Here is a 25,893-nt window from a genome sequence, read left to right on the forward strand (position 1 = left end):
AAGATCTGTCTCTGGCCAGTTGCCAGGCCTATCCTTGAGACATCGAGAAGGAGAGTCCCATGCGCCCCACCCTCACCCATGTGGCCCTGCATGTACCGGAGCTGGAACCCTGCATCCGCTTCTACGCCGATTTCTGCGGCATGCGTGTGATCCACGAGCGCGCCGCCAAGGGGTCGAAGATCGTCTGGATGGCGGAACCCGGCAAGGAACACCAGTTCATCTTCGTGATCATGCCCGGCGGGCATGATCGCCACCTCGCCACCGACGACTACAGCCATTTCGGTTTCGCCGTGGACAGCCGCGAGCGGGTCGACGCCATTGCCACCCAGGCCGCGGCGGCTGGCTGTCTGATCTGGCCACCGCGAGACGAGCCCTACCCCGTGGGCTACTACTGCGGGCTGCGCGACCCTGCGGGCAACTATGTGGAGTTCAGCTACGGCCAACCACTGGGGCCGGGATCCGAGGCGTTGCCGATTCCCTGACGCCCAGGGACGCAATACGACCCCGTCTGATCCTCATTGGCAGGCCTTCGGCCTGCTTGGCAAATGAATTGGCTATGTCTGCATGACGTGTTGCAAGCAGCTGCATTGCCCGTAGGAGCTGGCTTGCCAGCGAATGGCCCCGTTTCGCTGGCAAGCCAGCTCCTACAAGTTTCTTGGCCTCGCTAACGCAGACATAGCGAATGAATTCACCCCTACAGGCCTTTCCCGGGCCCAATGAAAAGGCCGCCCGAAGGCGGCCCTCTGCGTGGCGTGGCCGATCAGTAGGCCTTGCCGGTCTTGTACAGGTTCTCGAAGCAGTAGTTGGTGGCTTCGATGTAGCCTTCCGCGCCGCCGCAGTCAAAGCGCTTGCCCTTGAACTTGTAGGCCAGTACGCAGCCGTCCTGCGCCTGCTTCATCAGCGCATCGGTAATCTGGATTTCACCGCCCTTGCCCGGCTCGGTCTGTTCGATGAGGTCGAAGATGTCCGGCGTCAGGATGTAGCGGCCGATGATCGCCAGGTTCGACGGGGCATCTTCAGGCTTGGGTTTTTCCACCATGCTGTTCACGCGGAAGATGTCGTCACGGATCATCTCGCCAGCGATCACACCGTACTTGGAGGTTTCCTCGCGCGGTACTTCCTGGATGGCAACGATGGAGCAGCGGAACTGGTTGTACAGCTTGACCATCTGGGTCAGGACACCGTCGCCTTCCAGGTTCAGGCAAAGGTCGTCCGCCAGGACCACGGCAAAGGGTTCGTCACCGATCAGCGGACGACCGCTGAGGATGGCGTGACCCAGGCCCTTCATCTCGACCTGGCGGGTATAGGAGAAGCTGCACTCATCGATCAGGCGACGGATGCCGACCAGGTATTTCTCCTTGTCGGTGCCCTTGATCTGGTGTTCCAGCTCGTAGCTGATGTCGAAATGGTCTTCGAGGGCGCGCTTGCCACGGCCAGTCACGATGGAAATTTCGCTCAGACCAGCGTCCAGGGCCTCTTCAACGCCGTACTGGATCAGCGGTTTGTTCACCACTGGCAGCATTTCCTTGGGCATCGCCTTGGTGGCCGGCAGGAATCGGGTACCGTAACCGGCGGCGGGGAACAGGCATTTCTTGATCATTTCGATCCTTTGGGGTGGGTGTTATGGCGAATTGCCGCGCAGTCTAATCAGGCCGCAGTCGCCTTACAATGCCCGCTTGCGGGCCGTCCTATGCCGCGATAGAGGAACCCTGCTTCGACCAGCTGCGCCGGCTCGTAGAGGTTACGTCCATCAAAGATCACGGGCATGCGCATAAGACCACGAATCCGCTCGAAGTTCGGCTGACGGAACTGCTTCCACTCGGTGACAAGCACCAGCGCGTCGGCCCCCTCGGCCGCGCTGTAAGGGGAGTCCGCCAGGCGCAACTGGCCCGACTCCACCGCTTTGGGATAGCGAGCGGAAACCCCGGCACTGGCCGCAGGATCGTGCGCTTGCACCCGAGCACCGGCTTGCAGAAGTGCATCCAGCAGTACCAGGCTGGGCGCTTCCCGCAGGTCATCAGTGCCTGGCTTGAAGGCCAGCCCCCAGAGCGCCACCACCCTGCCCTGCAGGACGCCGTTGAAATGCTCGCGCAGCGCCTGGAACAGCAGGGTCTTCTGTAGCGCGTTGCGTGCTTCCACTGCCCGCAGGATGCCGGGCTCAATTCCCTCCTGCTCCGCAGTCCTGATAAGGGCGCGCACATCCTTCGGGAAACATGAACCACCATAACCACAGCCGGCATAGATGAAATGGGTGCCGATGCGCCTGTCACTGCCAACCCCACGGCGGACATCTTCGATGTCCACTCCCATTCGCGCGCAGATGCCGGCCATTTCATTCATGAACGAGATCTTGGTCGCAAGGAAAGCGTTGGCGGCGTACTTGGTGAACTCCGCGGCGCGGACGCCCATGGTAAGCACCCGCTCATGGTTGCGCAGGAACGGCGCATAGAGGCGGCGCAACTGCTCGGTGGCATCCGCTTCGTCACAGCCGATGATGACCCGGTCCGGGCGCATGAAGTCGTCGATGGCCGAACCCTCCTTGAGAAACTCAGGGTTGCTCGCCACCTGGATCTTGAAGCCCAGGCCACGGGCAGCGAGGCCAGCCTGGATGCGCTGGGCGACCCGCTCCGCCGTACCGACTGGCACGGTGGACTTGTCTACGACCAGGCAGGGCCGCTTGAGGCTGGCACCCAACTCGTCGGCCACGCCGAGCACATGGGAAAGGTCGGCGGAGCCATCTTCGCCACTGGGAGTCCCGACAGCGATGAAGACGATATCGACCTGGTCGATACCCTCCTCTATCTGTGCTGTGAAACTCAGCTGCCCGCTGGCAAGGTGAGCCTGGAGCATGGGTTCCAGACCAGGCTCGTAGATGGGGACCTGCCCCCGGTGAAGACGGGCCAGACGGAACGGATCGCGTTCGACACAGCTCACCTGGTTACCCATCTCGGCAAAACAGGTAGCCGTCACCAAGCCCACATAACCCGCACCAATCACGCATAGTCGCATGGACAGCCCCTCCACCATTGATAGGCGGATTCCATCCAAGCCGCATGGCAAGACCGTGACGGCGACGTGACAGTACGGAGAAACAACAACGGCCCGTGAGGGCCGTCTGGTCAGGGTTCTTGGGGGATTTCCGTCAACTCAAGCTCCACCAGCGCCTCAGTGCTCTCGTGAAGGATGGGCACATCGCTGTAGGTGGCAAGCGCCTCCCAATGCTGGTCAAGCCCGGCGCCTATGGCGGCCAGGTGATCGATCATGCGCCGTCCTGCGCTCTTCACCGCCGGATCCTCACTGCGCATCATCTCGAACGACATTTCACTCATTGCCGCCGTGAGATGGGTGAGGCTACGGGTCGTAAGGCTGAGCAAACGCACCAGGTGCTGCTCTTTCGATTCCATTCGATTTCCCTCTTTCACCTGATCCGTTCAGGCTCCCTGAAGCCAGCCAAAAAACAAACAACGGATACGCCCCTCCGGCGCACCGCAACATCAGCGTTAGTCCGCCCGCAAGCGCCAAAGGTTCTACATCAGCACGACGGAATCATTTCCGGTCCCGTGTCGGGTGAGCATATAGGAAGGACCGTCGAGCAGATATCACCAGACACGAACAGGCCCGCACATGGCGGGCCTGGAATTCGTAGTAGGTGGCCGGCGCTGGTTTCCGGCTTGCGAGGTTTATCAGGCATCCCACAGAAGCATGTAAGCGCTTCTGCTTCACACGGCGTAAGGGCTGGATCTCATCGGGGAGATCTTTCTAACCGTGTACCCTTCGGAACGCGCCCCACGTTTCCTCACTATCCGCTTGCGCATCAGTCTGCGTATCCACCTACTGATATTGAGGCTAGCAAAGCCCTTTGCTTCCGACAGGACGTTTTTAGATCGTTTTCTTCCGGCCTGGAAATGTGCTGGAACTGAACGTGCTCTCGCAACCCCGGCAAAGAACTGGGTGACGAAAGAAAAGACTCAAAGAGTGGCCAGCAAGAGCTTGATTTGAATGGTGCCCGGAGCGGGACTCGAACCCGCAAGCCCAAAGGGCGAAGCATTTTAAGTGCTCTGCGTATACCGATTTCGCCATCCGGGCAGGAGGGGCATTGGTGCAGGGCGCTGATTTAAGCCCAAATAAAATTTCGAATCAATCACTTAGGCGTTGAACAGCACACCATTTGCTGCGCTTTCCTGGATCGCTCTTGCCTGGGCGCCCGCAACTACGCCAGTTTCCTGGGCACATGAAAAAAGCCCCGTAGACTTTTGATCTACGGGGCTTTTTAGATGGAGGCCGAAGTCGGAATCGAACCGGCGTACACGGATTTGCAATCCGCTGCATGACCACTCTGCCATCCGGCCTAAACGATGACGCCGCTTGCGGCGGCGTCATCGCGTGAAACTGGAGCGGGAAACGAGACTCGAACTCGCGACCCCGACCTTGGCAAGGTCGTGCTCTACCAACTGAGCTATTCCCGCTTTGTCGTGTTGACGGGCGCCATTCTATAGATTCATGAACAGCCGTCAACCCCTTGATTCAAAAAAACTTTTATTTTTCCTTCGGGTCCGTGCTGAGGTGCGGCAGGGCCGCCAGCAGGTAGTGCAGCATCGACCAGAGCGTCAGGGCTGCGGCCAAGATAAGCAGGAAATAACCAATCGCCACCCAGAAGGTGAAAAGCGGCGGGTTGGCCAGCAGGATGACCAGTGCCAGCATCTGCGCGGCTGTCTTCCATTTGCCCAGGTTCGATACAGCCACATGGGCACGAGCACCAAGCTCCGCCATCCACTCGCGCAAGGCCGATACCACGATCTCGCGACCGATGATGATCGCCGCCGGCAAGGACAGCCAGAGGTTGTGGTGCTCCTCCACGAGTAGAACCAGCGCCACCGCCACCATCAGCTTGTCAGCAACCGGGTCGAGGAAAGCGCCGAAGGGCGTGCTCTGCTGCCAACGCCGGGCCAGGTAGCCATCGAACCAGTCAGTGATCGCCGCAATGGCGAAAACCGCGCTGGCTGCCAGGTAGCTCCAGGAGAACGGCAGATAGAAGAGCAGTATGAAAACGGGAATGAGCAGTACGCGAAGAACGGTGAGCAGGTTAGGAATATTCATCGTTACGGCTGGTTTTGAAGGAAGGCCGCATTCTACTCGCTGTGCAGGGCTGCATAAATCGACTCAGCAAGCTTTTTGCTAATACCGGGTGCCTTGGCGATTTCCTCGATGCTGGCCCGACTGAGTTCCTGCAGTCCACCAAAATGCTTGAGCAGCTCCCGACGGCGCTTCGGCCCTACTCCGGCCACCTCTTCCAGGCTGGACGTGCGACGCGCCTTGCCACGTCGTGCACGGTGCCCGGTGATGGCAAAGCGGTGCGCCTCGTCGCGGATCTGCTGGATCAGGTGCAGTGCCGGCGAATCCGCCGGCAAGGTGAACTCGTGGGCTGCATCGTTGAGGTAGAGGGTTTCGAAGCCTGGCTTGCGGGTGACGCCCTTGGCGACGCCAAGCAGAATCAACTCAGGCACTGCCAGTTCCCTGAGCACTTCCTGCGCCATGGCGAGTTGGCCTTTGCCACCGTCCACCAGCAAAATGTCAGGTAACTTGCCCTCCCCCTCCTTCAACTTGCTGAAACGACGCGACAACGCCTGGTGCATGGCTGCGTAGTCGTCTCCAGCGGTAACGCCTTCGATGTTATAGCGACGATAGTCCGACTTCAGCGCGCCCTCAGGTCCAAACACCACGCATGAAGCCACGGTGGCTTCTCCGCTGGAATGGCTGATGTCGTAGCACTCCAGTCGCTGTGGCGTCTCATCCAGGCCAAGGGCCTCGGCTAGTGCTTCGAAACGTGCCGCAGTGTGCTGCCGGTTGGCCAGCCGTGCGGCCAAGGCCTGTTCGGCGTTGGTGACGGCCAGCTGTTGCCAGCGCGCACGGGTGCCACGCACCCGATGGCTGATATCCAGTTCACGACCGCGCAACTCGGCCAGCGCGGCGATCAGCGTCGGGAAGTCTTCGTGAGTGGTGTTGACGATCAGTTCGCTGGGCAGGTCCCGGTCGTGATTGCTCAGGTAGTACTGGGCAATGAACGCCACCAGCACATCGGCAGCTTCTTCTTCGATACCAACCTGCGGGAAAAAGTGCTTGCTGCCCAGGACACGACCACCGCGCACGCTGATCAAGTGCACGCACGCTCCGCCCGGTGTGGCGATGGCAGCCACCACATCGATGTCGCCGGTGCCACCTTCCATGCTTTGCTGGTCCTGCACTCGACGCAGGATGGCGATCTGGTCACGCAGTTCGGCAGCCCGCTCGAAATCCAGCCGCTGTGCCGCTGCTTCCATCCCGACGGAAAGCTCTTGGCTCAAGGCGTTACTACGCCCCTCGAGGAACATCACCGAGTGACGCACGTCCTCAGTGTATTCAGCCGGGTCTACCAGCCCCACACAAGGCGCCTTGCAACGTTTGATCTGGTACTGCAGGCAGGGTCGGGTGCGATTCTTGTAGTAGCTGTCCTCACACTGGCGGACCAGGAAGGCCTTTTGCAGCAGGTTGAGGCTTTCGCGAATAGCACCCGCACTGGGGTATGGTCCGAAATAACGCCCTTTCTGCTTCTTCGCCCCACGGTGAATGCTCAGCCGCGGGAAATCGCCGTCGCTGAGGTGTACGTAGGGATAGGACTTATCGTCCCGCAGCAGGATGTTGTAGGGCGGCCGCCATTCCTTGATCAGCGTCTGCTCCAGCAGCAGCGCTTCGGTCTCATTGGCGGTGATGGTGGTCTCGACCTGGACGATACGCGCCACCAGGGCGGCGGTCTTGGGCGCCAGGCCAGTCTTTCGGAAGTAGCTGGCAAGGCGCTTCTTCAGGTTCTTCGCCTTGCCTACATAAAGCAGTTTGCCGCCCGCATCGAGCATCCGGTAAACACCCGGACGACCGCTGCAGGCGGCAAGGAACGCACTCGCGTCGAAGGATTCGGACATCTTAGCTGACGGCGTCTACCATGCCGTGTCGAACAGCCAGCAGCGCCAGCTCCACGTCGCTGGAAATGGAAAGCTTATCGAAGATCCGGTAGCGGTAGGTATTCACTGTCTTCGGCGACAGACAGAGCTTGTCGGAAATACTCTGCACTTTCTGGCAGTTGGCGATCATCAGGGCGATCTGGATTTCGCGCTCCGACAGCAGATCAAAGGGCGAACCACTGGCCTGGGGCTGAAAGGACTTGAGCGCCAGTTGCTGGGCAATCTGCGGACTGATGAAACGGTGGCCGGCGAAGACCTGGCGAATCGCCTGGATCATTTCCTCCAGAGCAGCGCCCTTGGTCAGGTAACCGGCCGCGCCAGCCTGCAACAACCGGGTCGGGAATGGATCATCCTCGCAAGCGGTCACCGCCACCACCTTGAGGTCCGTATGGCTACGCAGCAGCTTGCGAGTCGCCTCAAGACCGCCGATGCCGGGCATTTTGACATCCATCAGGACCACATCGGGCTTGAGTTCCCGTGCTTTTTTCAGGGCTTCCTCGCCGCTGTCAGCCTGCCCTACCACCTGCAGGCCATCGACATCGGCCAGCATGCGGGTAATCCCCGTTCTAACAAGATCGTGGTCATCGACCACCAGCACCCTAATCAAGCGACACCTCTCAGTGCATCGCGCGCTGCCTTGGCAGCAAGCTTGTTCAAATGAGGCTCACATTAGCAAATGACCGGAGAATGACCTAGCGCCAGATGCATTTGCCGTCAAACGATCAGCGCCAATTTCTCATCCAATGATAGCCATGCATATGACTTCGCAGACGCCGCGCGCCAGAAAAAGCCCAATAATCACAATGCACTATCGAGCTTTTCTATGAAGAGGATGAAGATATGGAGGCAACCAATGCGAGGGCGCCCCTGTTAAGCCAGGGACACCCTCGTGCTTTTCAGGAGGCCGCGCTCCATTCGCGGTCTACATGGTTCAGCGTAGAGAGAATGTGCTTCGGACCGGTCAGTGCCGGCGCCATGGTCCAGCGCTCGTAACTGTCGTTCCCCATACGCACGAGACCGGTATGACTGGTCAGATTGCGATCGACCTCTGGATCGACGTCATAGAAGCCCAGACTGAAACGAATGGCCTCGATGTCCTCCGGGTCTCCGGTAAGGAACTCCCAGCCCCGGCCGATGTGGTACTTCTCGACATAGGCCTTGAGCTCATCGGGCGTATCCAGCAGCGGCTGCAAGGTGATGGAGTGCATGAACACACTCCGCCCTACCCGGTCGCCCAGCAGTTGCTGGAACTGGCGCAAGTTTGCCGTCATGGTCGGGCATTTGCCGGTGCACTGCGTGTACATCATGTTGAAGGTAACCACCTTGCCGCGGATGAGGTCGTCGTAAAACCTCACTTTGCGACCTTCGTGGGTGTAAAGCGTGACATTGGGAAACGGAATCGCCCCGGCACTGCGCGCTGAAGCGGTATCGACCAGGCCACCACTGCCGCGAGTGGCGGCCCAACCAGCCAGCAAGGCAGCCGCACCACCGAACCCGGCCAGCATCTTTCTTCGCGTGTTCATATTGATTCCTCCCACCTCGAAGTTGCCCTGCAATCGGCTTCAGACGATGTCCCAGCGCAGCATCATGGCGTGGTCTTCGTGGATCAGGTTGTGGCAGTGCATGGGGTACTTGCCCTTGTAGTCGCGGAAGCGCAGGAACACCCGCAACGTGGTAAGAGGCTCGACCACAAAGACATCCTTGCGCCCCCGTTCGTGGACCGGAATGGGGACACTGACGCCCTTGACGATCTTCTGCAGGATTCGCCCTTCCTCGAAGTGAATATGAATGGGATGGCTCCAGCCATCGTTGACGTTAGAGAGTTCCCAGATCTCATAACCGCCCTTGGGTATCTGTGCCCGAGGACTGTTCACATCGACGAACTTGCCGTTGATCGCCCACATGCCCTTGTCGCGCTCGAAGATCCAGCGCCGCACCGGCGCTGAGCTGATCTCCGCCTGGGTGATCAGAGGCAGAGGTCGCAAGGTAGCTGGAACCCGACTCAAATCCTGGGCCGGCGGGTAACGGTCGACAATGATCTTCAGCACCCGGTCGCCAGGTTCCTTGATGTCCTTCGGCCGGCGTGTTTCCACCTGACGCATGCGGTTGACCAGGTACAACTGGGTCCCGATCACGTACTTCGAGAAGTCGACCACTATGTCCGCGCGCTCGGCCACGCCCAGGGTCACATTGGTCTGGTTGAGCAGCGGAGCCGGGAACAAGTTGCCGTCATTGGAGATGTGGGTGAACTTCTGCAACACGTTCGTCGGCGATACCAGGGCGAAGTTGTAGAAGCGACTCGGACCGGTATTCAGCAGACGGAAACGGTACTTGCGTGCCGCGACCCGCAACACCGGCTCGATGCGACCATTCACCGCCACCTTGTCGCCCAGCACGCCCTCCGGGTTGACCTGGTCATAGAACAGCCTTCCGTTCGCATCGAAACGCCGATCATTGAAATTGAGCGGATAGTCGTACGGGTGACTCGGCAGACGCAAAGCACTGGGGTTCGGATCAGCCTCATTGCCCGAGTCCAACTCGTCGAAGAGGTAGTAAAACCCCGCCAACCCGAGGTAGAGGTTGGGTGCGGTGAAGTCCAGGGTGTGGTCGTGATAGAAGAGCGTGCCCAAAGCCTCGGTCGGATCGCCCAGCAAGTCCTGGCGAGCCTCGAAGCCGGCCTTGACATTGGAGTAGAGGTGATCCTTGAAGCGGCCATTGGCCGACAATGTCGGGCCATGCTTGTTGGGGCTGTAGTAGTCGCCCGGGAAACCATCGCTTTCCGACCCGCAGTGCAGATTGTGCAAGTGGGTGGAAATCTCTGGGGTACCGAATCCCACATGGTTCTGCGGCAGCTTGTTGTGGATACGGCAGATCAAAGGACGCCCGTAGCGCGCAAAAAAAGTCGCACTGGGCATGGTCCAATCCGGATTGCTGTTGGCCTGATAGCCCCAGATTCGCTGCGGCGGGTAGGACGGGCTATACACCCAGTCGTTTCGCTCCGTCGCACTTATCTCGTAGAGCAATGCACCCGGTCGGAATTGAGCCCAGCGCTGATGGGGACTACGCCCCGCCTCGCCGGCAGCGATGTTGGCGGCTTCAGTCGGCGCAGGGCTCAGAGACGATACCGTCCCCAGTGGATTCACTTGCTTGGGCAACTCATGGGCCCAGGGCACAGTGGGTGGACTCGGCGGAAATACAGGGACCACAGTTGCCGACTGGACCCTAGTACCCGTCATCAGCAGCGGCGCCGCCATAGTCGCTGCCGTCAGTTTCAGAAATTTCCGTCTCCCCTCACCGTCAGCCAGATCCTCAGGCCGACCTGTAGCGTGCTCGCTGTCAGGGCATTTCATGACTCTCTCCAGTTGCTGACCTTCGACACTGGACGGACGCCTGAAGGCATCTCTCGTGGAAACTGCACCAGTGACGACATGGGCTATTTGAGCTATTGCTCGTCTTGTTTAGCGCCGCAGAATGTCAATAACCTGACTAAAGTGCAGATGTTACGAAATGTAAATGCCGCACAGTCAACGTAATGACACGTCCGTCTGCCAAGCTCTACAAGCGCAGAAAAAGACGCGAAAAACTCGCTCGGCTACCACTGGAGACTCCGACGGAGCCTGATCGACAAGAAGTTGGCGCCGTGTAGCCAACAGCCTGCCGAGAGGCTCTGGACCAAGGCACGCGCATGCCAACACGCCCTGGAAGCGCAAGTGCGACTACTGAACGGCAGACGGAGTGTCAGAGCCGCTGAAATGATCCGTAGCGACTGGGCAGTTGCGAGATCAGCCAACTCTGGCTATCAAAAATGTTCCACTTCTTTCCCTACAAGGAGTTCCACCATGAGTGCACGCTTCTCGGTGAAAAGAATCCCGCGAGCAGACGCCAGAGGAATCAGAAATAGCGAAGTTCTCGGAGGAACGGCGTTGGATGCCTACTGGTACCGCATCATCGACAGAGCGACTGGCGACTACGTCGGCGCCAAGCATCAGGACGAGGCCCTGGCCAACAACGAGTGCGAAAAGCTGAACACCAGGACGTGAGCCTCGCAAACGTAATTTGCCAGCCCCGGAAACGAAAAAGCCCCGTGAATCGGGGCTTTTCTGCATTTAAGATGGCGGAGGCGGTGAGATTCGAACTCATGCCCGAAGCCCTTGCTCCTCTGGAGGCCGCGTAATCCGTGGCCTCTGCATTGAGAAAATCAGGAAATCTGTTCCCAGAGTGTTCCCAGACTTGAAAGCGAGAAGAGAGAAAATCGCCCCGGAATGCCCGGTTCCGATTTTTCAGGAAGGCCATCGGAAAAAGGTAATTCCGGTAAGTCATTTTTATTTTTTAGATTTAATTTAATAGACTCAATAACTTACGTAGCATTCTTAATCGTAATTTTCTGGAAATTAGTGGGTAAGTCAATTACCGAAGAGCCGGTATTTCTTCCGAAAAAATATATCCTTATAAATCAACAACCTAACCAAGACACGTAGGTAAAATTACCGAGACTTACCGGCCCCGGTAAGGGTTCAAGCCTTAGTGCCATGCGGCATCCACAACTGCTGGATTTCCAGATTCCCGAAATTACCGTTTTCCGATGGCCTTCCCGAAAATGAAGGGGACGCTCCCTCCTTATATCGCTGCGTTGGGGCCACCGATCTGAGCCACCTGCTGCAGAGATCCGCAGGGCCACAACTTGGCCTTATGCGTGCGACCAGCAGCCGCCCTGCCCCTCTTCCAGGCCACCGAAGGCATGCAGAAAAATCGACCTATTTAGCGCGCAGGCGTGGCGGGGGGACGACGGCGCGCGCCGGGTGCAGGTCGGCCGGAAGCCGACGCCGATGCCCAGCACGTTCCATTGGTTGCACGCGCTGAAGTTGACCGCCCGAGAGCTTGCGGATATCGTGCGCCCGTCGCTGTAAGTCCAGCGACACGGGATTGGCGTCCCGGATTCGTAGGCGGACACAACCGCCGATAGCGCGGTTTTTTTGTGTCCGCAGCATGGCAAGCCTTCAATGGGCGGGCCGTGCGTGGGTGCCTTCGTGCACGCCGGCCCTACGACCGGTACGCCAACCCGCACGGTTCCGCTCACCCAAATTGGCGTTTGGGTAGCGGGAAACACACCGCATCGTAGGAATCACTGTCATGTCCAAGCTCACCGCCCACAGTCCGCTCGCCAGCCTTGCCCCTTACTGCCTGCTGCATACGCCCGATGAACAGGTGCTGTTGCAGTACTATCGCCAGCTCAGCCAGGCCGACCAGTGCTTCATCCGCCGCTCTGCCCAGGCGCTGTCGCGTTACTCGGCCATGGAACAAGGAGAGAAGGCATGAGCTTGCCCGTACTGTTTGAGTTTGAAACGCTGCCCGTTCGCGTGCTGACTCGCGAAGACGGTGAACTGTGGTTTGTCGCGAGCGACTTGGCGACTGCGCTTGAGTATCGCGATGCCGGAAACATGGCTCGGAACCTAGAGGATGATGAAAAGGGTACTCACATTGTGAGTACCCTTGGCGGTGACCAGGACGTACTAATCGTCAACGAAGCCGGCCTCTACTCGGCGATCCTGCGTAGCCGCAAACCGTCGGCCCAACGTTTCAAGCGCTGGGTGACTCACGAGGTTCTACCCACCATCCGCAAGACCGGCAGCTACCAGACGGGCAATCGCACCGCCGCCGCGGCTCGCATCTCCAACCATCGACTGCGCCTGTCCCTGGGCAAAGAGCTCTATCGCACTCGCGACCCGGAGCTCCGCAAGCTGATCCACCAGCAACTGGCCGACGTCTCGGACGCCCTGGGTCTGCCCACGCCCGATATCGATAGACTTGGCCACGCCACACCCGAGGCCCCGGATGTTCTGAAGGTGTTCTGGGAAGCCCTGGACTTTCTCGACGGCAAGGGCGTGAAGTACAACCACGCCAAATCGCCAAACCTGCTGGCGGTCAACCTGCCCGAACTGGCCCGCTTGTTGATTGAGCACGGCCAGCCGCTGACCTTCGACACCGCGCTGCGCCAGGCGCTCTGGCAAAGCCATAATCCACGTTGCCTGCATAAGAGCCATGTCGTTGACAGCCGAATCAGTGGCAAGAGCGTCAAGTGCTGGGTGTTCGAGTGGCCTTCTGCTGAATAGCGCGTCACGTGAAGTCGGGAGCCCAAATTCATCGAAAACTAGCCGCATCGATCTGGACATGAAAAACCCCGCCGGAGCGGGGTTCAGGTCAAACGCGTTTGGTTGCCGAGTCGTAAACTTCGTCGTCGCGACGAGCACCTACGCACATTACCAAGACAATCTCAGTGCCATTGATCCGGTAGATGATACGTACGTCACCTGTCCGAATCCGGCGGTGACCGGCCAAAGCCCCGCGAAGAGGTTTGCCGATCTTATCTGGTTCTCCTTCAGCAATACGTTCACGTATCACTTTCAGGACTCTTTTTGCTTCAGCGCTTCCGAGCTGCTTAAGGTCTTGCTCAACTTCGGGGTGAAACCTAACGCTCCAATTCATTGGCTGATGCCTAGCTGAAGCGAGCCTCCATGTCCTCAAGGCTCACTGTATTTTTCTCGTCCAGGGTGGACAGACGCTCGATGGCCAGTCTTTCGGCGCGAAGGTCTTCGAGTTCATCCTGCAGAGACTGGTAGGTGTCGACCCCCACCAGAACCGCCGCCGGCTCGTTGTCCTTAAAAATCACCAGGTGAGATACCTCACCGCTGGTAACTTCCTTCAATTTCGCTCCGAAACTACGGACCATGGCGGTAGCGGACACTGCCTGCTCAGCCCGGTCTAGGAGTGCACTCATGGGCGCGATGCCTCTATGTCGATTCAGTAATAATCAGCTGTAGATTCAGTCGTAGTCAGCTTCAGTTCAGTCGTAGTCAGCTTCAGTTCAGTCGTAGTCAGTATTGCACGCGCTGCAATGCCATTATACGCATCAATTTACGCAAAACAATACACAAATTTATCCGTATAGCTTTCAGTAGTTTATGCAGCCATCCACAACCCGCGCTACCGGGGACCGCTTCACTCAAACCTCACCACCTCCTCCCCCACCCACTCATTCACCTGCTGGAGCCGCGCCTGAACCGGCTCCAGCTCGTTCGCCGTCCACACCTCCGCCGCGTCCTTGATCGAGCCAAAGCCCCCCGCGTTCACCGGCACAATCCCCATCAGCTGCGGCGGGATGCGCAGGGCTGCGAGCATGTCGTCGCGGCTGATGTTCTTGATCGAGCCGAACTCGTCCTTCGCTGCCACCTCGCTCACCGGGATGAGCTGGATGCCGTCCTTCTTGCCGCTGGGTGAGTAGACGAACAGGTTGCGGAAGTTGCCGGGGCCCTTGGCGCTCTTCAGGGCGGTGCGCAGGTCGGCGATGTCCTGCTCGTTCTGCGCGGCGTCGGTCATGTAGAGGATGAAGCCGGCGTGGCTGCCGTTGTTGTAGTAGCGCCGGCGGAACAACGTGGCGGACTCGTTCAGCAGCGCGCTCTGCAGCGCCACGAACCACTCCGGCAGGCCGTACACCTCCTGGTTGATGTCCGCCTCGCGCAGGTGGCAGATGCTGCCCTTCTCGAAGGCATGCTCCTCCTGCCAGCCACGGATCATGTAGTAGCGCTCCAGGTCCAACCCACGGCGCATGTAGCGGGCCAGAACCGGCTGCAGGCCGAGCGGCCCCTTCAGCCGGTTGCGGCGCAGCTCCAGGTAGGCGTTGCCGAAGGTCAGCCAGTCCAGGGCGAACTGCTCGAAGGCCTGCCGCGACAGCAGCCGGTGCGGGATGAAGGTCTTCGCCAGCATGTTGCGCTTGAAGTTCAGCCCCGACTGCAGGAACACCCCGGCCCGCACCGACTTGGCCAGCCCATCGGGCGAGATCGGCGGCTCGTACCAGCGGCCGTTGTTCCAGATCTCCAGGTAGTCCAGGACCTCGCGGCCATCGAGCACAGGCGTCGGGTCGCCGAAGGTGAACAGCTCCGTGCGCGGGGCCACGGCAGTGGTTTCGGTCATCAGTTGATCTCCATGAATCCGGTATTGGCGGCGGTCTGCCCTTCCAGCGGTTCGTTGTGCAGCGCGTGGAACAGCGCCCAGGCCAGGTCGGCGTGGCCGGTGGCATCGTTGCGGCCGGCGCTGTAGGTGAACTGGCGACCGCCAGCGGTGATGGTCTTGCGGATGGCCATGAGGGACTGGGCGAAGTCCGTCCAGCCGGCGTCGAACTCCAGACGGCCGTTCTTCACCACGTCGTAGGCCTTCAGCACCAGGCGCGTCTTCACCTCCGGCGAGTAGCTGAAGGTGGTGACGTTCGGGAAGAACTGCCGCACCAGCTGGGCCACGCCGGAGCCCAGGCCCGTGGTATCGATGCCGATGTAATTCACCCAATAGCGCTGGGTCACTTTGCGAATCGCCTCCGCCTGAGCGGCGAAGTCCATGCCGCGGAACTGATGCCGCTCCAGCACGCGGAACTTGCCGCCCGGTACCGCCGGCGGCGCCACTACCACCAGGCCGGCGCTGTCGCCAGTCTCGGCCGGGTCGTAGCCCACCCACACCTGGCGATCGCCGAACGGGCGCAGTGCAAACGGCTTGTAGTCCTCCGCCCACTGCTCCCAACTGTCCACCATGCAGGGCTGCAGCATCGTCAGCGGGAAGATCGAGGCGCCGTCGTCCACGAACTGGCACATCAGCAGGTTCTGGAACGCCTCGGCGTCGTACTCCAGGCGCAGCTCCTCGATGTCGAACAAATCGCAACCGCCCTGCTCCGCATCCAGGATGGTCACGATCTGCCGCCAGATGCGGTCCTCGCACAGCCGCCCCTGCTGCAACGCGGCGTGGCTCACGTCCAGGTCAATGCGTTGCGCGGCTGGCTTGCCCTTGTTGAAGCGCTCCCCGGTCCAGAAAGGGTACGCCTCATGCGCCATGGAGCTGGGCGTGGAGAAATACGTCCGGCGGTACTGCTTCTGCATCGCCATGGCACTGGCGACCTTGTTCAACTGCTTGAACTGGTAGGTCCAGAAGAACTCGTCGAAGTAGAAGTTGCCGTGGTAGCCCTGGGCCGTGCGCGCGCTGGTACCGAGGAAGTGCAGCTCGGCGCCATTGGACAGCGTGATCGGGTCGCCGGTGAGCTCCACCCCAATCACCTCCCGGGCAAACGCCTGGATGTAGCCCTTGAAGATGTGCGCCTGGTTCTTCGAGGCCGACAGGAAGATCTGGTTGCGCCCCGTCGTCAGCGCATCGATCAGCGCCTCCCGGGCGAAGTAGAAGGTCGCCCCAATCTGCCGGCTCTTCAGGATCACACGGGTGCGTTGATTGCCCGCCCGGTACCAGTCCTTCTGGTAGTCGAAGCAACCGTCGAGGAAGGCCTCGACCAGCTTCTCAGTCAGTGCCTCATCGATGTCGTTGCGCTTGGGCTTGCGCTTCGGCGCCTCGTTCCGCGCCGCCAGCTTCGGGTTCAGCTCCGTCTCGGTACCGCCGCCTTGGTAGCGCTGAATGCGCGCCTGCCGCTCCAGCTGGCGGTGCAGTAGATCGATCTCCTTGAAGTCGCCGCCGCTCTTGCCGTCCTTCAGGATCAGCTGAACCAGACGCGCCTCCAACGCCCCGCCGATCCGCTCCACGTTGTCGGCCCGGTCCCAGCCATCGCGCGTCTTCCAGGCGTGCAGCGTCTTCTCGTTCAGCTCCAGGTGTTGGGCGATCTCGCACACCCGCCAGCCCATCCAGTACAGGAACTTGGCCTGGCGGCGATCGTCACGGAGCGGGATTTCAACGGCGGCATTCATGGCCCCGATGCTGCCGCCACGCGCGCGACCCTCTGTAGTGGCGCGGCTTGTAGAAGCGCCCCCTACAAGTCCGGCTCGTTGCCCGGCCCTGCCCGTCTCCCGACCATGCCCTCAACGCCAACGAGGCCTTGAGGGCACTCCCCCATGAAGAAATTCCGCTCCAAATGGTTCCGTGTCGCCGTCGAAGGCGCCACCACCGACAAACGCACCATCAAGCGCAACTGGCTGGAACAGGCCGCGCGCAACTTCAACCGCAGCACCTACGGCGCCCGTATCTGGCTGGAACACTTGCGCAGCCTGCTGCCAGACGCCCCCTTCCGGGCCTACGGCGACGTACTGGCGGTCAAGGCCGAAGAGGTCGACATCAACGGCGAACGCAAGCTCGCCCTCTTCGCCCAGATCGAACCCACCGCCGACCTCATCGCCCTCAACAAGGCCAAGCAGAAGATCTACACCTCCATCGAGCTGGACGAAAACTTCGCCGACACAGGCGAGGCCTACCTGGTCGGCATGGCCGTCACCGACTCCCCGGCAAGCCTCGGCACCGACGTACTCGCCTTCAGCGCCGAAAAGCCCGAAGCCAGCCCCTTCCGCGACCGTCACTACTCGGCCACCGCCATGTTCACCGAGGCCATCGAAGTCGAGCTCGAATTCGAGGAAGTCACCGAAGCCCCCAGCCGCTTCAAGGAACTGCTCGACAAGGTCAACGGCCTGCTCGGCCGCCAGAAAACCAAAGACGGCCAGGACGACACCCAATTCGCCGAACTGGGCGAAGCCCTCACCGGCCTGCTCACCTTCGCCGACGAACAGAGCCAGGCCGCCGCCGGCACCGCCCAGGAGGTCGCCGCGCTGAAGCAGCAGCTCAGCCAACTCAGCACCGACTTCGCCGCCCTTAAGCAGCAGCTCGCCACCAGCGAAGACCCCGAGCAGCCGCAACGCCCGCCGGCCACCGGCGAAAACGGCCAGATCCTCACCGACTGCTGACCAGGCCCCACACCGGAGAACCCCATGCGCAACGAAACCCGCGTCCTCTACAACGCCTTCACCAGCCAGTTGGCCCAGCTCAACGGCGTGGGCGACGTCAGCAAGAAATTCAACGTCGAACCCACCGTCGAACAGAAGCTCGAAACCCGCATCCAGGAATCCAGCGCGTTCCTGTCGCGCATCAACGTCTACGGCGTGCGAGAACAGGAAGGCGAGAAGGTCGGCCTCGACATCGACAGCCCCACCGCCAGCACCACCGACACCGAGAAACAGGCGCGCCAGACCAGCGACCCCACCAGCCTCGACCAGCGCCGCTACCGCTGCGAGCAGACCAACTTCGACACCCACATCCGCTACCAGAAGCTCGACGCCTGGGCCAAGTTCCCCGACTTCCAGACGCGCATCCGCAACCTCATCGTTCACAACCAGGCCCTGGCCCGCATCATGATCGGCTGGAACGGCAGCAGCCGCGCCGCCACCTCCAACAAGGCCAAGAACCCGCTCCTGCAAGACGTGAACATCGGCTGGCTGCAGAAAATGCGCGTGGAGAACGCCGCGCGCGTGATGAAAGAAGGCAAGAAAGGCAGCGGTAAGATCGTCATCGGCAAAGACGGCGACTACAAAAACCTCGACGCCCTGGTGTTCGACATGGTCGAGGAATTCATCCACCCACTCTTCCAGGAAGACACCCGCCTGGTCGCCATCTGCGGCCGCAAGCTGCTGGCCGACAAGTACTTCCCCATCATCAACCAGCAGCACGCGCCCAGCGAAATGCTCGCCGCCGACGTCGTCACCAGCCAGAAACGACTGGGCAACCTGCCCGCCGTGCGCGTGCCCTACTTCCCCGCCGACGGCCTGCTGATCACCCCACTGGAAAACCTCTCCATCTATTGGCAGCTGGAAACCCGTCGCCGCACCCTCGTCGACCACGCCGCCCGCGACCGCATCGAAAACTACGAGTCGGTCAACGAAAGCTACGTGATCGAAGAACTGGCCGCAGCCAGCCTGGCGGAAAACATCCTGGTCGAGGCCTGACATGAGCAGCCCTGCCCGCCAGCACTTCCAGCGCATGACGGCCGCCCTTGAGGCGGCCCAGGCCGACCGCGACGACAGCATGCAAGGCGCCAACGCCTACGAACTGCAGCTCGCCCAGCTCCTGCAGCACCGCCTGCGCCTGAAGCAAATCCAGTCCAACCAGGGCAAGGCCGAACTCAAGCGCCAACTGCTGCCGGAGTACGCCCCCTACATCCAGGGCGTACTCGCCGAAGGCCGCGGTGCCCAGGACGAAGTCCTCACCACCCTCATGGTCTGGCACATCGACGCCGGCGATCACCAAGGTGCCCTGGACATTGCCGCCTACGTGCTCGAGCACAACCTGCTCATGCCCGACCGCTTCCAGCGCACCACCGGCTGCCTGGTGGCCGAAGAAATCGCCGAAGCCGCCCTCAAGGCGCAGAAAACCGGCGAGCCCTTCGACCTCGCCACCCTCCACCGCACCGCCCTGCTCACCGTCGACCAGGACATGCCCGACGAGGTCCGCGCCAAGCTCCACCTCGCCATGGGCCGCGCCACCCTGACCGGCCTCACCGAGGACGAGCCCGGCCGCCCCGGGCAGGTGAAGGCAGGCATCGAATTGCTCAAGCGCGCCATCGAGCTGCACAGCGCCTGCGGCGGCAAGAAAGACCTGGAGCAGGCCGAACGCCTGCAGAAAAAACTCGCTGCCACCGGCAGCTAACCGAGCGGACCCCCGCAACCCCGGCGGCTCGGGGCCAATCCACGCTTGCGATTGCGAAGTGAGCAACGTGCGGCCCCGACCACCGCCGACCCAAGGAGCGCCCATGAGCGGATTCATCGCCGGCGGCACACCCACCGCTTTCACAATCAGCAACGACGGCTGGTGGCCCGACATCGACGGCCAAGACATGCGCGCCGTCCTGCGCCTGGACGCCTCCATCACCGACGCCCGACTCAAGGCCGCCGCCCTCAGCGCCCTGCTTCACACCAACCGCGAACTGGCCCCGTTCAAGGCCCGCCACCAGGGCGCCGGCCACACCAGCCTGCAGAGCATCCCCGCCGACCAGGTCGACGGCCAGAGCCGGCTCGAAATCCTCTACCGCCGTGCCCTCTACTGCGGCGCCGGCGCCGAACTCACCGAGCGCTACCGCGCCCTCGACAGCAGTGCCGAAGGCCACGACAAGGCCGACGCCCTCACCCCCAGCATCGACGAACTGCGCCGCGACCAGCGCTGGGCCATTCGCGACCTGCTGGGCCTGCCCCGCACCACCGTGGAACTCATTTGATGGACCAGGTCATCGCCCAGCAAGGCGACACCCTCGACGCCCTCTGCTGGCGCCACTACGGCCGCACGGCCGGCGTCACCGAAGCCGTCCTCGAGGCCAACCCCGGGCTGGCCGACCTCGGCGCCGTGCTGCCACTGGGTACCCCCATCCACCTCCCGCCCCAGGCACCGCAACCACAACGTCGCGTCGTGCAGCTCTGGGACTGACACAGGAGCCCCCATGCCCGAGAAACCAGAACACTGGGCCTGGCTCGCCAGCTGGCTCGAAGAGCAATGGCCAGCCGTCTATGCCGCCGGCCTCGGCACCTTCATCGCCGCCCTGCGCGTGCTCTACGGCGGCGGGGGCTGGCGGCAGGTCTGCCTGGAGGCACCGCTGTGCGGCGCCATCACCCTGTCGGCCAGCGCCGGCCTGCAGCTCATTTCAATCCCAGCCAGCGCCGCGCCCTTCTTCGGTGGCGTCATCGGCCTGCTCGGCGTGGAAGGCGTGCGCGCCGCAGCCCGGCGCCACCTCACCCAGAATGGAGATCCGCAATGACCCTCATCCGCCATGGCCACCGTGGCCAGAACGTGCGCCAGCTGCAGCAGCAGCTCAATCGCGCCGGCGCCGAGCTCTACGTCGACGGCCACTTCGGTGACGCCACCGAAGCCGCCGTCCGCGCCTACCAACGCCGCGTTGGCCTGGTAGCCGACGGCATCGCCGGCCCCAAGACGCTCGCCACCCTCAGCGGTGCCGGCAGCCAACACATGCTCAACCACAGCATGCTGCAAGCCGTGGCCCAGCGCCTGGACGTGGAACTGGCCGCCATCTACGCCGTGAACGAAGTGGAAAGCGCCGGCCAGGGATTCCTCGGCAACGGCAAGCCCGTCATCCTCTTCGAGCGCCACATCATGCACCGCCAGCTTCGCACGCCCCGCAGCGACGAGGACGATGCCGCCGCCCTGCAGGTCCATGCCGACGAACTGGCCGCCCTGCACCCCAACCTCGTCAACCCGCGCCCCGGTGGCTACGCCGGCGGCACCGCCGAGCACCAGCGCCTGGCCAACGCCCGCCTGCTGGACGACACCTGCGCCCTGGAGTCCGCCAGCTGGGGCGCCTTCCAGATCATGGGCTTTCACTGGCAACGGCTCGGCTACGCCAGCGTCCAGGCCTTCGTCTCGGAAATGGAGGCCGGCGAAAACCAGCAATTCGACGCCTTCGCTCGCTTCATCGAAACCGACCCCGCCCTGCTCAAGGCACTGCGCACCAAACGCTGGGCCACCTTCGCCAAGTTCTACAACGGCCCGGCCTACCAGCGAAACCTCTACGACGTGAAGCTGGAGCGCGCCTACCAACGCCACGCCCAGGAGCACGCGGCATGATCACCCTCAAGCAGATCCGCCCCCAGAACGGGGATGTGTTCGCCCTGCCCGAAGGTACGCCTCGCGAGGCCGTGCTCATCTTCGCCGAGCACCTGCGCAAGGTTCATCCGCACATCAGCTGCGCCGTCGTCATCGGCGACCTGCGCAAGCTCAACGTGAGCGACATGAACGCCGCCGGCTGGTACCGCGCATGAACAAGCCCGACTCCCTGCGCGCCCACCTGCTGGCCAGCATCCCCGAGCTCACCCACAACCCCGAGCGCCTGCTGCTGTTCATCGACAACGGCAAAATCCGCAGCACGGCAGCCGCCGGCCTCTCCTTCGAATACAGCTACAGCCTCAATCTCATCTTCACCGACTACGCCGGCCACGCCGATGCCATCGCCGTGCCCCTGCTGGCCTGGCTGCGCGTCCACCGGCCGGAGCTCATGGCCAACCTCGACAAGGGCAAAGACGCCATCGCCTTCGAGGTCGACCGCCTCGACAACAGCAAGGTGGACCTCTCCCTCACCCTGCCCCTCACCGAGCGCGTCATCGTCCGCCAGCAGGCCGATGGCCGCCTGGAGCTGGACCACCCCGAGGAACCCCAGCTCACGCCGCACCTGCCCGAAGCACGCTACGCCCTCTACGACGGCGCCACCCTGCTCGCCGCCTGGAACAGCGCGCCACCCACCGGCGTAGACCTGGAAACACCGCACCCGGGGCCAGTCCGTGTCCAGTAACCTCCAGGCCCTGGAAGACTGGGCCGGCGCCCTCCTGGTCAAACTCGGCCCCACCGAGCGCCGGCGCCTCACCCAAACCATCGCCCGCGACCTGCGCCGCAGCCAGCAGCAACGCATCGCCAGCCAGCGCAACCCGGACGGCAGCGCCTACACCCCGCGCAAACCCCGCAAGCTGCGCAGCAAAACCGGCCGCATCCGCCGCAAGATGTTCACCAAACTGCGCACCGCCCGGCACCTCAAGCTGCAGAGCACCGCCGACCGCATCGCCATCGGCTTCCTCGGCCGCACCGCGCGGCTTGCCCGCATCCACCAATACGGTCTACGCGACCGTCCCGGCCGGCGGGCAGCCGAGGTGCAATACAGCCAGCGGGAGTTGTTGGGGTTCAGTGAGGCCGAGCTGGAGCACATTCGGGATCAGTTGTTGGCACACCTAGTGGCGCACTGAGGCATCGGCCTACAGGCCGCTCAGCCCTTCGGAAATTTCAACAACGAACTCAGGTTGCTAGCCTTCGCGGGTCGCTCGTACGGTGCCGCCAATGCTGTTACGGCAGCAGACTGGGCTTGGCGGCCCGGTGCATCTCTGGCGGACACAACCGCCGCTTCGGCGGTTTTTTGTGCCCGAGGCATTGCTACGTTCACGATGGACGAGCCGTGCGCGGGGGGCTTCCCGGCCCCGCCAGCCCAGAGACTGGTCCGCCAACCCGCACGGCTCTGTCCTCCACTCGTGGCAGAAGTGGTGGACGGCCAAGGACCAACTCTCTGGAGAACCACCATGGCAGTGAACGCCCTCGATCGACTTCGCGATCTTCTCGCCCACTTCAACCTGCTGCGCGGCGCAGACAGTGCCCTGCTCAAGGCCAATAACTTCGATACCAAGCTGAACGACATGGCCCACCTGCTCGATGAGTTGGACGGCCTGCGCGATACCTACTTCAACCTCACCAGCATCGACGGCGCCCTGGAAATGCTCCTGGAACTCCTCCGCGCCGCCCACGCCGAACGCCTCTACGGCGACCACCTCCACTGCCTGATGGAACCGCTGCGCGGGAAGCTGTACCGGGCGTTGAATGAGATGGAGGGGATTATCTAGAGCTGGACCACCACACCCCAACCGTCACCATTTCAGTGATGGTTGGGATAGATCCACTGCAAGGAGTGCTGCAATGAACACCGCACAACAGCTGATTCCCGTCCCCTTCTATGAAGACACCGTTGTCCTGGTCGGTCAGGACAATGAGCCATTCGTGGCGATGAAGCCCATCGTCACCAACATGGGGCTGGTTTGGGCTGCTCAGTACGTGAAGCTCATGGAGCGGTTCAGTTCAACTATTTCGGAAATCGAAACAGTTGCCGATGATGGCAAGATGCGCAGCATGACGTGCATGCCCTTGCGCAAGCTCCCGGCCTGGCTCTACTCCATCAGCCCGAACAAAGTGAAGCCCGAGCTCCGCGACAAAATCATCCGCTACCAGGAAGAATGCGACGACGCGCTCTGGGCCTACTGGACCCAAGGCAGCGCCCAACGCCCCGGCTCTACCGCCGTCACCCAGCGCATCGCCCTCTCCCGCCACCGTCTAGCCCTGGCCAAGGAACTCCACCGCACTCGCGACAAGGCATTGCGCGGAGTCATTCACCAGCAGCTCGACGAAGTCTCCCGCGCCATGGGCCTGCCAACACCCGAACTGGACAGCCTCGGCCACGCCGCCCCCGAAGCGCCAGACCTGCTCACCCACTTCTGGGAACAGCTCGCTTTCCTGGACGACAAGAGGGTCGACTACAACCACGCCATCGATCCTGGCCTACTGGCAATCAACCTCGTCCACCTCGCCGAGCTACTGAAGGAACACGGACAGTCACTCCGCCCCACCCGGCCCTTGCACGAAGCGTTGCGCCAGAGCAGTGCGCCACAGTTCTTGGACCATAAGCCCGTGTTCAGCCGGCTCACCCGCAAAAGCATCAGATGCTGGGTGTTCGAACGCGGTTGAGGTCTTCCACCCGTATCTCCCTCAGTTGTGGTGAACATCACCACAACTGCCACCAATGCTTGAACCCTCCCACGAGCTCTTGCCTGCTGAACCTCCCCAACCGTGGTGATGATCACCATGGTTGTCGGCACAGAGGTAATTCCGCGCTCCGCAACCGTTGTGGAAATCACAACAGTTCACCAGCCAACCGTCAGGATTTCCCTGACGGTTGAGTAGTGGCATATTGCATTCGCTGCCTAAGGAGTAACTCGACATGGAGAGCCAATGATCAAGCGCACCCTCCCCACCTCCCTCGTTCGCGCGTCCACCTTCAAGAGCCGGGGTCGCCAGAACTAATCATGCTCGCACTTCACTCCGTCGCCTCCGACCAGCAGCTCCGCCTTCACTCACTACAAGATGACGAATTTATCCTGGAGTTGGCCGGCAATGGCCTCACCGCCTCGCAACGCATCTACGCCGGTCCGGACGGCAACCCGCCGCAGTACTTCTTCCAGGAACTCGGCGCGATGCTCGCTCCCTGGACCGAGCCACTCGTTTACGAATCGCTCGACCACGACCTGACGATGATTGCAACCTGCTCCGCCCTTGGCATCGTCACCCTGCAAATCGAAATGCGCCCCAACGAGGGCGCCAACGATGCCTGGACTCTGCACACATCGATCCAGCTCGAATTGGGCAAGCTGCCAGACATTGGGCGAGCGGCGCGTGAGTTTTTCCAATCGTGCCCTGGAAAGGGGACAGATTTCTTATCTTTACTCTAATTCCGTCTACACCTAAGTACATCTAAATCAGGAAGAGTAAACCGCCCCATTTCAGCCCTTAGCCATGAATCATGGAGATAAACGTGAGCATCGTAGGTTTTTATATTATATTTTCCTTGATTTTTATTTCCGCAATTATTTCAGTCTGCTCCTATTACTACCAACTGTCATATCTCTTTGAATTTGACAAAAGCGAAAGACCCGAATGGTTTTATCATAGTGGAATTGTCGAATCGTATATCGACGTTAGATTCACCTTCCGAATCATGAAAAACGATTGCGGGGATGATGCTGGAAAAGAATTCAGGAATCACTTCAGAAAATGCAGCAGACTCATGAATGTGAGCATGCTTCTGCTGGCCTCCTCCTTTATAACACTGAATATTGGCGCAATATTTTTTAGAAACTGATCATGAGGCAAGGACGGAAAGTGGGAAAGGCTCTAATAAAACAAACACTCTCAATCATAGCGGCATCAATATTTTTCAACACAGCACTGGCCGACAATGAAAAAGAACAAACCCACGAGTACTGGGAGGACAAAATACTCCTTTGCGGCCACGACTTGCTAAGTGCAAAGCTGATAATCGTCAATGAAAGCGAGCAGGAATATAGACTCGCCAAGCTTTTACTCGCGAGGGCGTCCGAATGCGAAACTAACGGCGAGGTAGAGTTCTACTCGGCGCTTTTAGGGGTTAGGCGCAAGGAAATTTCTTATGGCTCAGCGGAGTTCATAATGAATCGCCCCGGGTTTCGTGGAGGCCTCAACTCTTGAGAAGATGAGGCCATGAGAAAGACTGCGACCTACTCCCCTGAAGTCCGTGAACGTGCCGTGCGCATGGTTCTGGAGCACCTGAACGACTACCCCTCCGAGTGGGCGGCCATTGAGGCCATTGCCCCGAAGATCGGCTGTGCAGCGCAAACCCTGCATGGCTGGATTCGTCGCCATCAGACCGATGCCGGCCAACGTCCTGGGCCGACCACTGACGAGCGTGAACGCATCAAAGCCCTGGAGCGCGAAAATCGCGAGCTGCGCAAAGCCAACGAGATTCTGCGCCTGGCCA

At 61.1% G+C, this 25,893-nt stretch carries 31 protein-coding genes and 3 tRNA genes; 19 read left to right on the forward strand and 15 right to left on the reverse strand.

Annotated features, from left to right (window positions below; all coding sequences use genetic code 11):
* Window positions 1–59: 59 nt before the first annotated feature.
* The gene (locus G559_RS0109650; RefSeq protein ID WP_028628024.1) at window positions 60–482 is read left to right on the forward strand and encodes a VOC family protein; all 423 of its coding nucleotides are present in this window, start codon (window positions 60–62) and stop codon (window positions 480–482) included.
* Between the two features lie 278 nt (window positions 483–760).
* Here the strand turns inward: G559_RS0109650 and galU are convergent, their stop codons facing one another.
* The 11 genes from galU to G559_RS0109705 all read right to left on the reverse strand — a co-directional run bounded on the left by galU (window position 761) and on the right by G559_RS0109705 (window position 9,907).
* Window positions 761–1,600, reverse strand: coding sequence for a UTP--glucose-1-phosphate uridylyltransferase GalU (gene galU, locus G559_RS0109655; protein ID WP_028628025.1), 840 nt, complete (start codon window positions 1,598–1,600; stop codon window positions 761–763).
* Window positions 1,601–1,647: 47 nt separating this feature from the next.
* Entirely contained in the window at window positions 1,648–3,009 is a 1,362-nt protein-coding gene (locus G559_RS0109660) for a UDP-glucose dehydrogenase family protein (protein ID WP_028628026.1), read from the reverse strand.
* 110 nt (window positions 3,010–3,119) lie between these two features.
* Window positions 3,120–3,404 carry a hypothetical protein gene (locus tag G559_RS0109665; protein WP_028628027.1) on the reverse strand — a complete coding sequence of 95 codons (285 nt, stop codon included), beginning with the start codon at window positions 3,402–3,404 and terminating at the stop codon, window positions 3,120–3,122.
* A 596-nt stretch (window positions 3,405–4,000) separates the two neighbouring features.
* Window positions 4,001–4,086, reverse strand: a tRNA-Leu gene (locus G559_RS0109670).
* Between the two features lie 189 nt (window positions 4,087–4,275).
* Window positions 4,276–4,349, reverse strand: a tRNA-Cys gene (locus G559_RS0109675).
* Between the two features lie 41 nt (window positions 4,350–4,390).
* A tRNA-Gly gene (locus tag G559_RS0109680) sits at window positions 4,391–4,466 on the reverse strand.
* 70 nt (window positions 4,467–4,536) lie between these two features.
* On the reverse strand, window positions 4,537–5,097 hold the full coding sequence (gene pgsA / locus G559_RS0109685; protein WP_028628028.1) for a CDP-diacylglycerol--glycerol-3-phosphate 3-phosphatidyltransferase: 561 nt from the start codon (window positions 5,095–5,097) through the stop codon (window positions 4,537–4,539).
* A gap of 32 nt (window positions 5,098–5,129) precedes the next feature.
* Window positions 5,130–6,953 carry an excinuclease ABC subunit UvrC gene (gene uvrC, locus G559_RS0109690; protein ID WP_028628029.1) on the reverse strand — a complete coding sequence of 608 codons (1,824 nt, stop codon included), beginning with the start codon at window positions 6,951–6,953 and terminating at the stop codon, window positions 5,130–5,132.
* A gap of 1 nt (window position 6,954) precedes the next feature.
* Entirely contained in the window at window positions 6,955–7,599 is a 645-nt protein-coding gene (gacA, locus tag G559_RS0109695; protein WP_028628030.1) for a response regulator transcription factor GacA, read from the reverse strand.
* A 289-nt stretch (window positions 7,600–7,888) separates the two neighbouring features.
* Window positions 7,889–8,515 carry an SCO family protein gene (locus G559_RS0109700; protein ID WP_028628031.1) on the reverse strand — a complete coding sequence of 209 codons (627 nt, stop codon included), beginning with the start codon at window positions 8,513–8,515 and terminating at the stop codon, window positions 7,889–7,891.
* Between the two features lie 39 nt (window positions 8,516–8,554).
* The gene (locus G559_RS0109705) at window positions 8,555–9,907 is read right to left on the reverse strand and encodes a multicopper oxidase family protein (protein WP_245586488.1); all 1,353 of its coding nucleotides are present in this window, start codon (window positions 9,905–9,907) and stop codon (window positions 8,555–8,557) included.
* A gap of 924 nt (window positions 9,908–10,831) precedes the next feature.
* Between G559_RS0109705 and G559_RS30360 the strand changes: the two genes are divergently transcribed.
* The 3 genes from G559_RS30360 to G559_RS0109720 all read left to right on the forward strand — a co-directional run bounded on the left by G559_RS30360 (window position 10,832) and on the right by G559_RS0109720 (window position 13,102).
* On the forward strand, window positions 10,832–11,032 hold the full coding sequence (locus G559_RS30360; protein ID WP_137822541.1) for a hypothetical protein: 201 nt from the start codon (window positions 10,832–10,834) through the stop codon (window positions 11,030–11,032).
* Window positions 11,033–12,122: 1,090 nt separating this feature from the next.
* Entirely contained in the window at window positions 12,123–12,308 is a 186-nt protein-coding gene (locus tag G559_RS0109715; RefSeq protein ID WP_028628033.1) for a hypothetical protein, read from the forward strand.
* Window positions 12,305–13,102, forward strand: coding sequence for a BRO-N domain-containing protein (locus G559_RS0109720; RefSeq protein ID WP_028628034.1), 798 nt, complete (start codon window positions 12,305–12,307; stop codon window positions 13,100–13,102). Before G559_RS0109715 ends, G559_RS0109720 begins: the two co-directional genes overlap by 4 nt.
* Window positions 13,103–13,190: 88 nt before the next feature.
* On the opposite strand, the gene G559_RS29835 is transcribed toward G559_RS0109720, so the two are convergent.
* The 4 genes from G559_RS29835 to G559_RS0109740 all read right to left on the reverse strand — a co-directional run bounded on the left by G559_RS29835 (window position 13,191) and on the right by G559_RS0109740 (window position 16,720).
* Window positions 13,191–13,475 (reverse strand): type II toxin-antitoxin system RelE family toxin, encoded by a 285-nt coding sequence (locus G559_RS29835; RefSeq protein ID WP_081668000.1) that lies wholly within the window; start codon window positions 13,473–13,475, stop codon window positions 13,191–13,193.
* A 10-nt stretch (window positions 13,476–13,485) separates the two neighbouring features.
* The gene (locus tag G559_RS0109730; RefSeq protein WP_028628036.1) at window positions 13,486–13,719 is read right to left on the reverse strand and encodes a type II toxin-antitoxin system Phd/YefM family antitoxin; all 234 of its coding nucleotides are present in this window, start codon (window positions 13,717–13,719) and stop codon (window positions 13,486–13,488) included.
* 269 nt (window positions 13,720–13,988) lie between these two features.
* Complete coding sequence (locus G559_RS0109735) at window positions 13,989–14,960, reverse strand: phage portal protein (RefSeq protein WP_051246526.1); 972 nt, start codon at window positions 14,958–14,960, stop codon at window positions 13,989–13,991.
* Window positions 14,960–16,720: a terminase ATPase subunit family protein gene (locus tag G559_RS0109740; protein WP_028628038.1), complete on the reverse strand. Its 1,761-nt coding sequence runs from the start codon at window positions 16,718–16,720 to the stop codon at window positions 14,960–14,962. Before G559_RS0109740 ends, G559_RS0109735 begins: the two co-directional genes overlap by 1 nt.
* Window positions 16,721–16,864: 144 nt before the next feature.
* On the opposite strand from G559_RS0109740, the gene G559_RS0109745 reads away from it, so the two are divergent.
* From G559_RS0109745 to G559_RS0109815, 15 genes are all read left to right on the forward strand, one after another.
* Window positions 16,865–17,704: a GPO family capsid scaffolding protein gene (locus tag G559_RS0109745; RefSeq protein ID WP_028628039.1), complete on the forward strand. Its 840-nt coding sequence runs from the start codon at window positions 16,865–16,867 to the stop codon at window positions 17,702–17,704.
* Between the two features lie 24 nt (window positions 17,705–17,728).
* Entirely contained in the window at window positions 17,729–18,739 is a 1,011-nt protein-coding gene (locus G559_RS0109750; RefSeq protein ID WP_028628040.1) for a phage major capsid protein, P2 family, read from the forward strand.
* Window position 18,740: 1 nt separating this feature from the next.
* A complete protein-coding gene (locus G559_RS0109755; RefSeq protein ID WP_028628041.1) occupies window positions 18,741–19,439 on the forward strand; it encodes a phage terminase small subunit in 699 nt (232 codons plus the stop codon).
* A 103-nt stretch (window positions 19,440–19,542) separates the two neighbouring features.
* Window positions 19,543–20,004, forward strand: a complete 462-nt coding sequence (locus tag G559_RS0109760) for a head completion/stabilization protein (RefSeq protein WP_028628042.1) — start codon at window positions 19,543–19,545, stop codon at window positions 20,002–20,004.
* A complete protein-coding gene (locus tag G559_RS0109765) occupies window positions 20,004–20,210 on the forward strand; it encodes a tail protein X (RefSeq protein WP_028628043.1) in 207 nt (68 codons plus the stop codon). The genes G559_RS0109760 and G559_RS0109765 overlap by 1 nt, the downstream gene beginning before the upstream one ends.
* Before the next feature lie 13 nt (window positions 20,211–20,223).
* Window positions 20,224–20,538, forward strand: a complete 315-nt coding sequence (locus tag G559_RS0109770) for a phage holin, lambda family (protein ID WP_028628044.1) — start codon at window positions 20,224–20,226, stop codon at window positions 20,536–20,538.
* Window positions 20,535–21,362: an N-acetylmuramidase domain-containing protein gene (locus tag G559_RS0109775; RefSeq protein WP_028628045.1), complete on the forward strand. Its 828-nt coding sequence runs from the start codon at window positions 20,535–20,537 to the stop codon at window positions 21,360–21,362. The genes G559_RS0109770 and G559_RS0109775 overlap by 4 nt, the downstream gene beginning before the upstream one ends.
* The gene (locus tag G559_RS0109780) at window positions 21,359–21,556 is read left to right on the forward strand and encodes a hypothetical protein (protein ID WP_028628046.1); all 198 of its coding nucleotides are present in this window, start codon (window positions 21,359–21,361) and stop codon (window positions 21,554–21,556) included. Before G559_RS0109775 ends, G559_RS0109780 begins: the two co-directional genes overlap by 4 nt.
* Window positions 21,553–22,083, forward strand: a complete 531-nt coding sequence (locus G559_RS0109785) for a phage tail protein (protein ID WP_028628047.1) — start codon at window positions 21,553–21,555, stop codon at window positions 22,081–22,083. The genes G559_RS0109780 and G559_RS0109785 overlap by 4 nt, the downstream gene beginning before the upstream one ends.
* Window positions 22,073–22,528 carry a phage virion morphogenesis protein gene (locus G559_RS0109790; protein ID WP_028628048.1) on the forward strand — a complete coding sequence of 152 codons (456 nt, stop codon included), beginning with the start codon at window positions 22,073–22,075 and terminating at the stop codon, window positions 22,526–22,528. Before G559_RS0109785 ends, G559_RS0109790 begins: the two co-directional genes overlap by 11 nt.
* A gap of 327 nt (window positions 22,529–22,855) precedes the next feature.
* Window positions 22,856–23,173 carry a DUF1484 family protein gene (locus G559_RS0109795; RefSeq protein ID WP_028628049.1) on the forward strand — a complete coding sequence of 106 codons (318 nt, stop codon included), beginning with the start codon at window positions 22,856–22,858 and terminating at the stop codon, window positions 23,171–23,173.
* A gap of 73 nt (window positions 23,174–23,246) precedes the next feature.
* Window positions 23,247–24,068 carry a phage antirepressor N-terminal domain-containing protein gene (locus tag G559_RS0109800; protein WP_028628050.1) on the forward strand — a complete coding sequence of 274 codons (822 nt, stop codon included), beginning with the start codon at window positions 23,247–23,249 and terminating at the stop codon, window positions 24,066–24,068.
* Between the two features lie 338 nt (window positions 24,069–24,406).
* Window positions 24,407–24,829, forward strand: a complete 423-nt coding sequence (locus G559_RS0109805) for a DUF6228 family protein (protein WP_028628051.1) — start codon at window positions 24,407–24,409, stop codon at window positions 24,827–24,829.
* Window positions 24,830–25,259: 430 nt separating this feature from the next.
* Window positions 25,260–25,604 carry a hypothetical protein gene (locus tag G559_RS0109810; RefSeq protein WP_155945708.1) on the forward strand — a complete coding sequence of 115 codons (345 nt, stop codon included), beginning with the start codon at window positions 25,260–25,262 and terminating at the stop codon, window positions 25,602–25,604.
* Between the two features lie 12 nt (window positions 25,605–25,616).
* Window positions 25,617–25,893, forward strand: a 277-nt coding sequence (locus G559_RS0109815; RefSeq protein ID WP_036997259.1) for a transposase, incomplete at its 3' end; no start/stop codon positions are given.

It is taken from the genome of Metapseudomonas resinovorans DSM 21078 (assembly GCF_000423545.1).
In the GTDB taxonomy this organism is placed as follows: domain Bacteria; phylum Pseudomonadota; class Gammaproteobacteria; order Pseudomonadales; family Pseudomonadaceae; genus Metapseudomonas; species Metapseudomonas resinovorans.

What these genes read in the sequence shown, in the direction of transcription:
- G559_RS0109650 (WP_028628024.1), top strand. Translation starts at nt 60, where the DNA reads ATGCGCCCCACCCTCACCCATGTGGCCCTGCATGTACCGGAGCTGGAA.
- galU (WP_028628025.1), bottom strand. Translation starts at nt 1,600, where the DNA reads ATGATCAAGAAATGCCTGTTCCCCGCCGCCGGTTACGGTACCCGATTC.
- G559_RS0109660 (WP_028628026.1), bottom strand. Translation starts at nt 3,009, where the DNA reads ATGCGACTATGCGTGATTGGTGCGGGTTATGTGGGCTTGGTGACGGCT.
- G559_RS0109665 (WP_028628027.1), bottom strand. Translation starts at nt 3,404, where the DNA reads ATGGAATCGAAAGAGCAGCACCTGGTGCGTTTGCTCAGCCTTACGACC.
- pgsA (WP_028628028.1), bottom strand. Translation starts at nt 5,097, where the DNA reads ATGAATATTCCTAACCTGCTCACCGTTCTTCGCGTACTGCTCATTCCC.
- uvrC (WP_028628029.1), bottom strand. Translation starts at nt 6,953, where the DNA reads ATGTCCGAATCCTTCGACGCGAGTGCGTTCCTTGCCGCCTGCAGCGGT.
- G559_RS0109700 (WP_028628031.1), bottom strand. Translation starts at nt 8,515, where the DNA reads ATGAACACGCGAAGAAAGATGCTGGCCGGGTTCGGTGGTGCGGCTGCC.
- G559_RS0109705 (WP_245586488.1), bottom strand. Translation starts at nt 9,907, where the DNA reads ATGCCCAGTGCGACTTTTTTTGCGCGCTACGGGCGTCCTTTGATCTGC.
- G559_RS30360 (WP_137822541.1), top strand. Translation starts at nt 10,832, where the DNA reads ATGAGTGCACGCTTCTCGGTGAAAAGAATCCCGCGAGCAGACGCCAGA.
- G559_RS0109715 (WP_028628033.1), top strand. Translation starts at nt 12,123, where the DNA reads ATGTCCAAGCTCACCGCCCACAGTCCGCTCGCCAGCCTTGCCCCTTAC.
- G559_RS0109720 (WP_028628034.1), top strand. Translation starts at nt 12,305, where the DNA reads ATGAGCTTGCCCGTACTGTTTGAGTTTGAAACGCTGCCCGTTCGCGTG.
- G559_RS29835 (WP_081668000.1), bottom strand. Translation starts at nt 13,475, where the DNA reads ATGAATTGGAGCGTTAGGTTTCACCCCGAAGTTGAGCAAGACCTTAAG.
- G559_RS0109730 (WP_028628036.1), bottom strand. Translation starts at nt 13,719, where the DNA reads ATGGTCCGTAGTTTCGGAGCGAAATTGAAGGAAGTTACCAGCGGTGAG.
- G559_RS0109735 (WP_051246526.1), bottom strand. Translation starts at nt 14,960, where the DNA reads ATGACCGAAACCACTGCCGTGGCCCCGCGCACGGAGCTGTTCACCTTC.
- G559_RS0109740 (WP_028628038.1), bottom strand. Translation starts at nt 16,720, where the DNA reads ATGAATGCCGCCGTTGAAATCCCGCTCCGTGACGATCGCCGCCAGGCC.
- G559_RS0109745 (WP_028628039.1), top strand. Translation starts at nt 16,865, where the DNA reads ATGAAGAAATTCCGCTCCAAATGGTTCCGTGTCGCCGTCGAAGGCGCC.
- G559_RS0109750 (WP_028628040.1), top strand. Translation starts at nt 17,729, where the DNA reads ATGCGCAACGAAACCCGCGTCCTCTACAACGCCTTCACCAGCCAGTTG.
- G559_RS0109755 (WP_028628041.1), top strand. Translation starts at nt 18,741, where the DNA reads ATGAGCAGCCCTGCCCGCCAGCACTTCCAGCGCATGACGGCCGCCCTT.
- G559_RS0109760 (WP_028628042.1), top strand. Translation starts at nt 19,543, where the DNA reads ATGAGCGGATTCATCGCCGGCGGCACACCCACCGCTTTCACAATCAGC.
- G559_RS0109765 (WP_028628043.1), top strand. Translation starts at nt 20,004, where the DNA reads ATGGACCAGGTCATCGCCCAGCAAGGCGACACCCTCGACGCCCTCTGC.
- G559_RS0109770 (WP_028628044.1), top strand. Translation starts at nt 20,224, where the DNA reads ATGCCCGAGAAACCAGAACACTGGGCCTGGCTCGCCAGCTGGCTCGAA.
- G559_RS0109775 (WP_028628045.1), top strand. Translation starts at nt 20,535, where the DNA reads ATGACCCTCATCCGCCATGGCCACCGTGGCCAGAACGTGCGCCAGCTG.
- G559_RS0109780 (WP_028628046.1), top strand. Translation starts at nt 21,359, where the DNA reads ATGATCACCCTCAAGCAGATCCGCCCCCAGAACGGGGATGTGTTCGCC.
- G559_RS0109785 (WP_028628047.1), top strand. Translation starts at nt 21,553, where the DNA reads ATGAACAAGCCCGACTCCCTGCGCGCCCACCTGCTGGCCAGCATCCCC.
- G559_RS0109795 (WP_028628049.1), top strand. Translation starts at nt 22,856, where the DNA reads ATGGCAGTGAACGCCCTCGATCGACTTCGCGATCTTCTCGCCCACTTC.
- G559_RS0109800 (WP_028628050.1), top strand. Translation starts at nt 23,247, where the DNA reads ATGAACACCGCACAACAGCTGATTCCCGTCCCCTTCTATGAAGACACC.
- G559_RS0109805 (WP_028628051.1), top strand. Translation starts at nt 24,407, where the DNA reads ATGCTCGCACTTCACTCCGTCGCCTCCGACCAGCAGCTCCGCCTTCAC.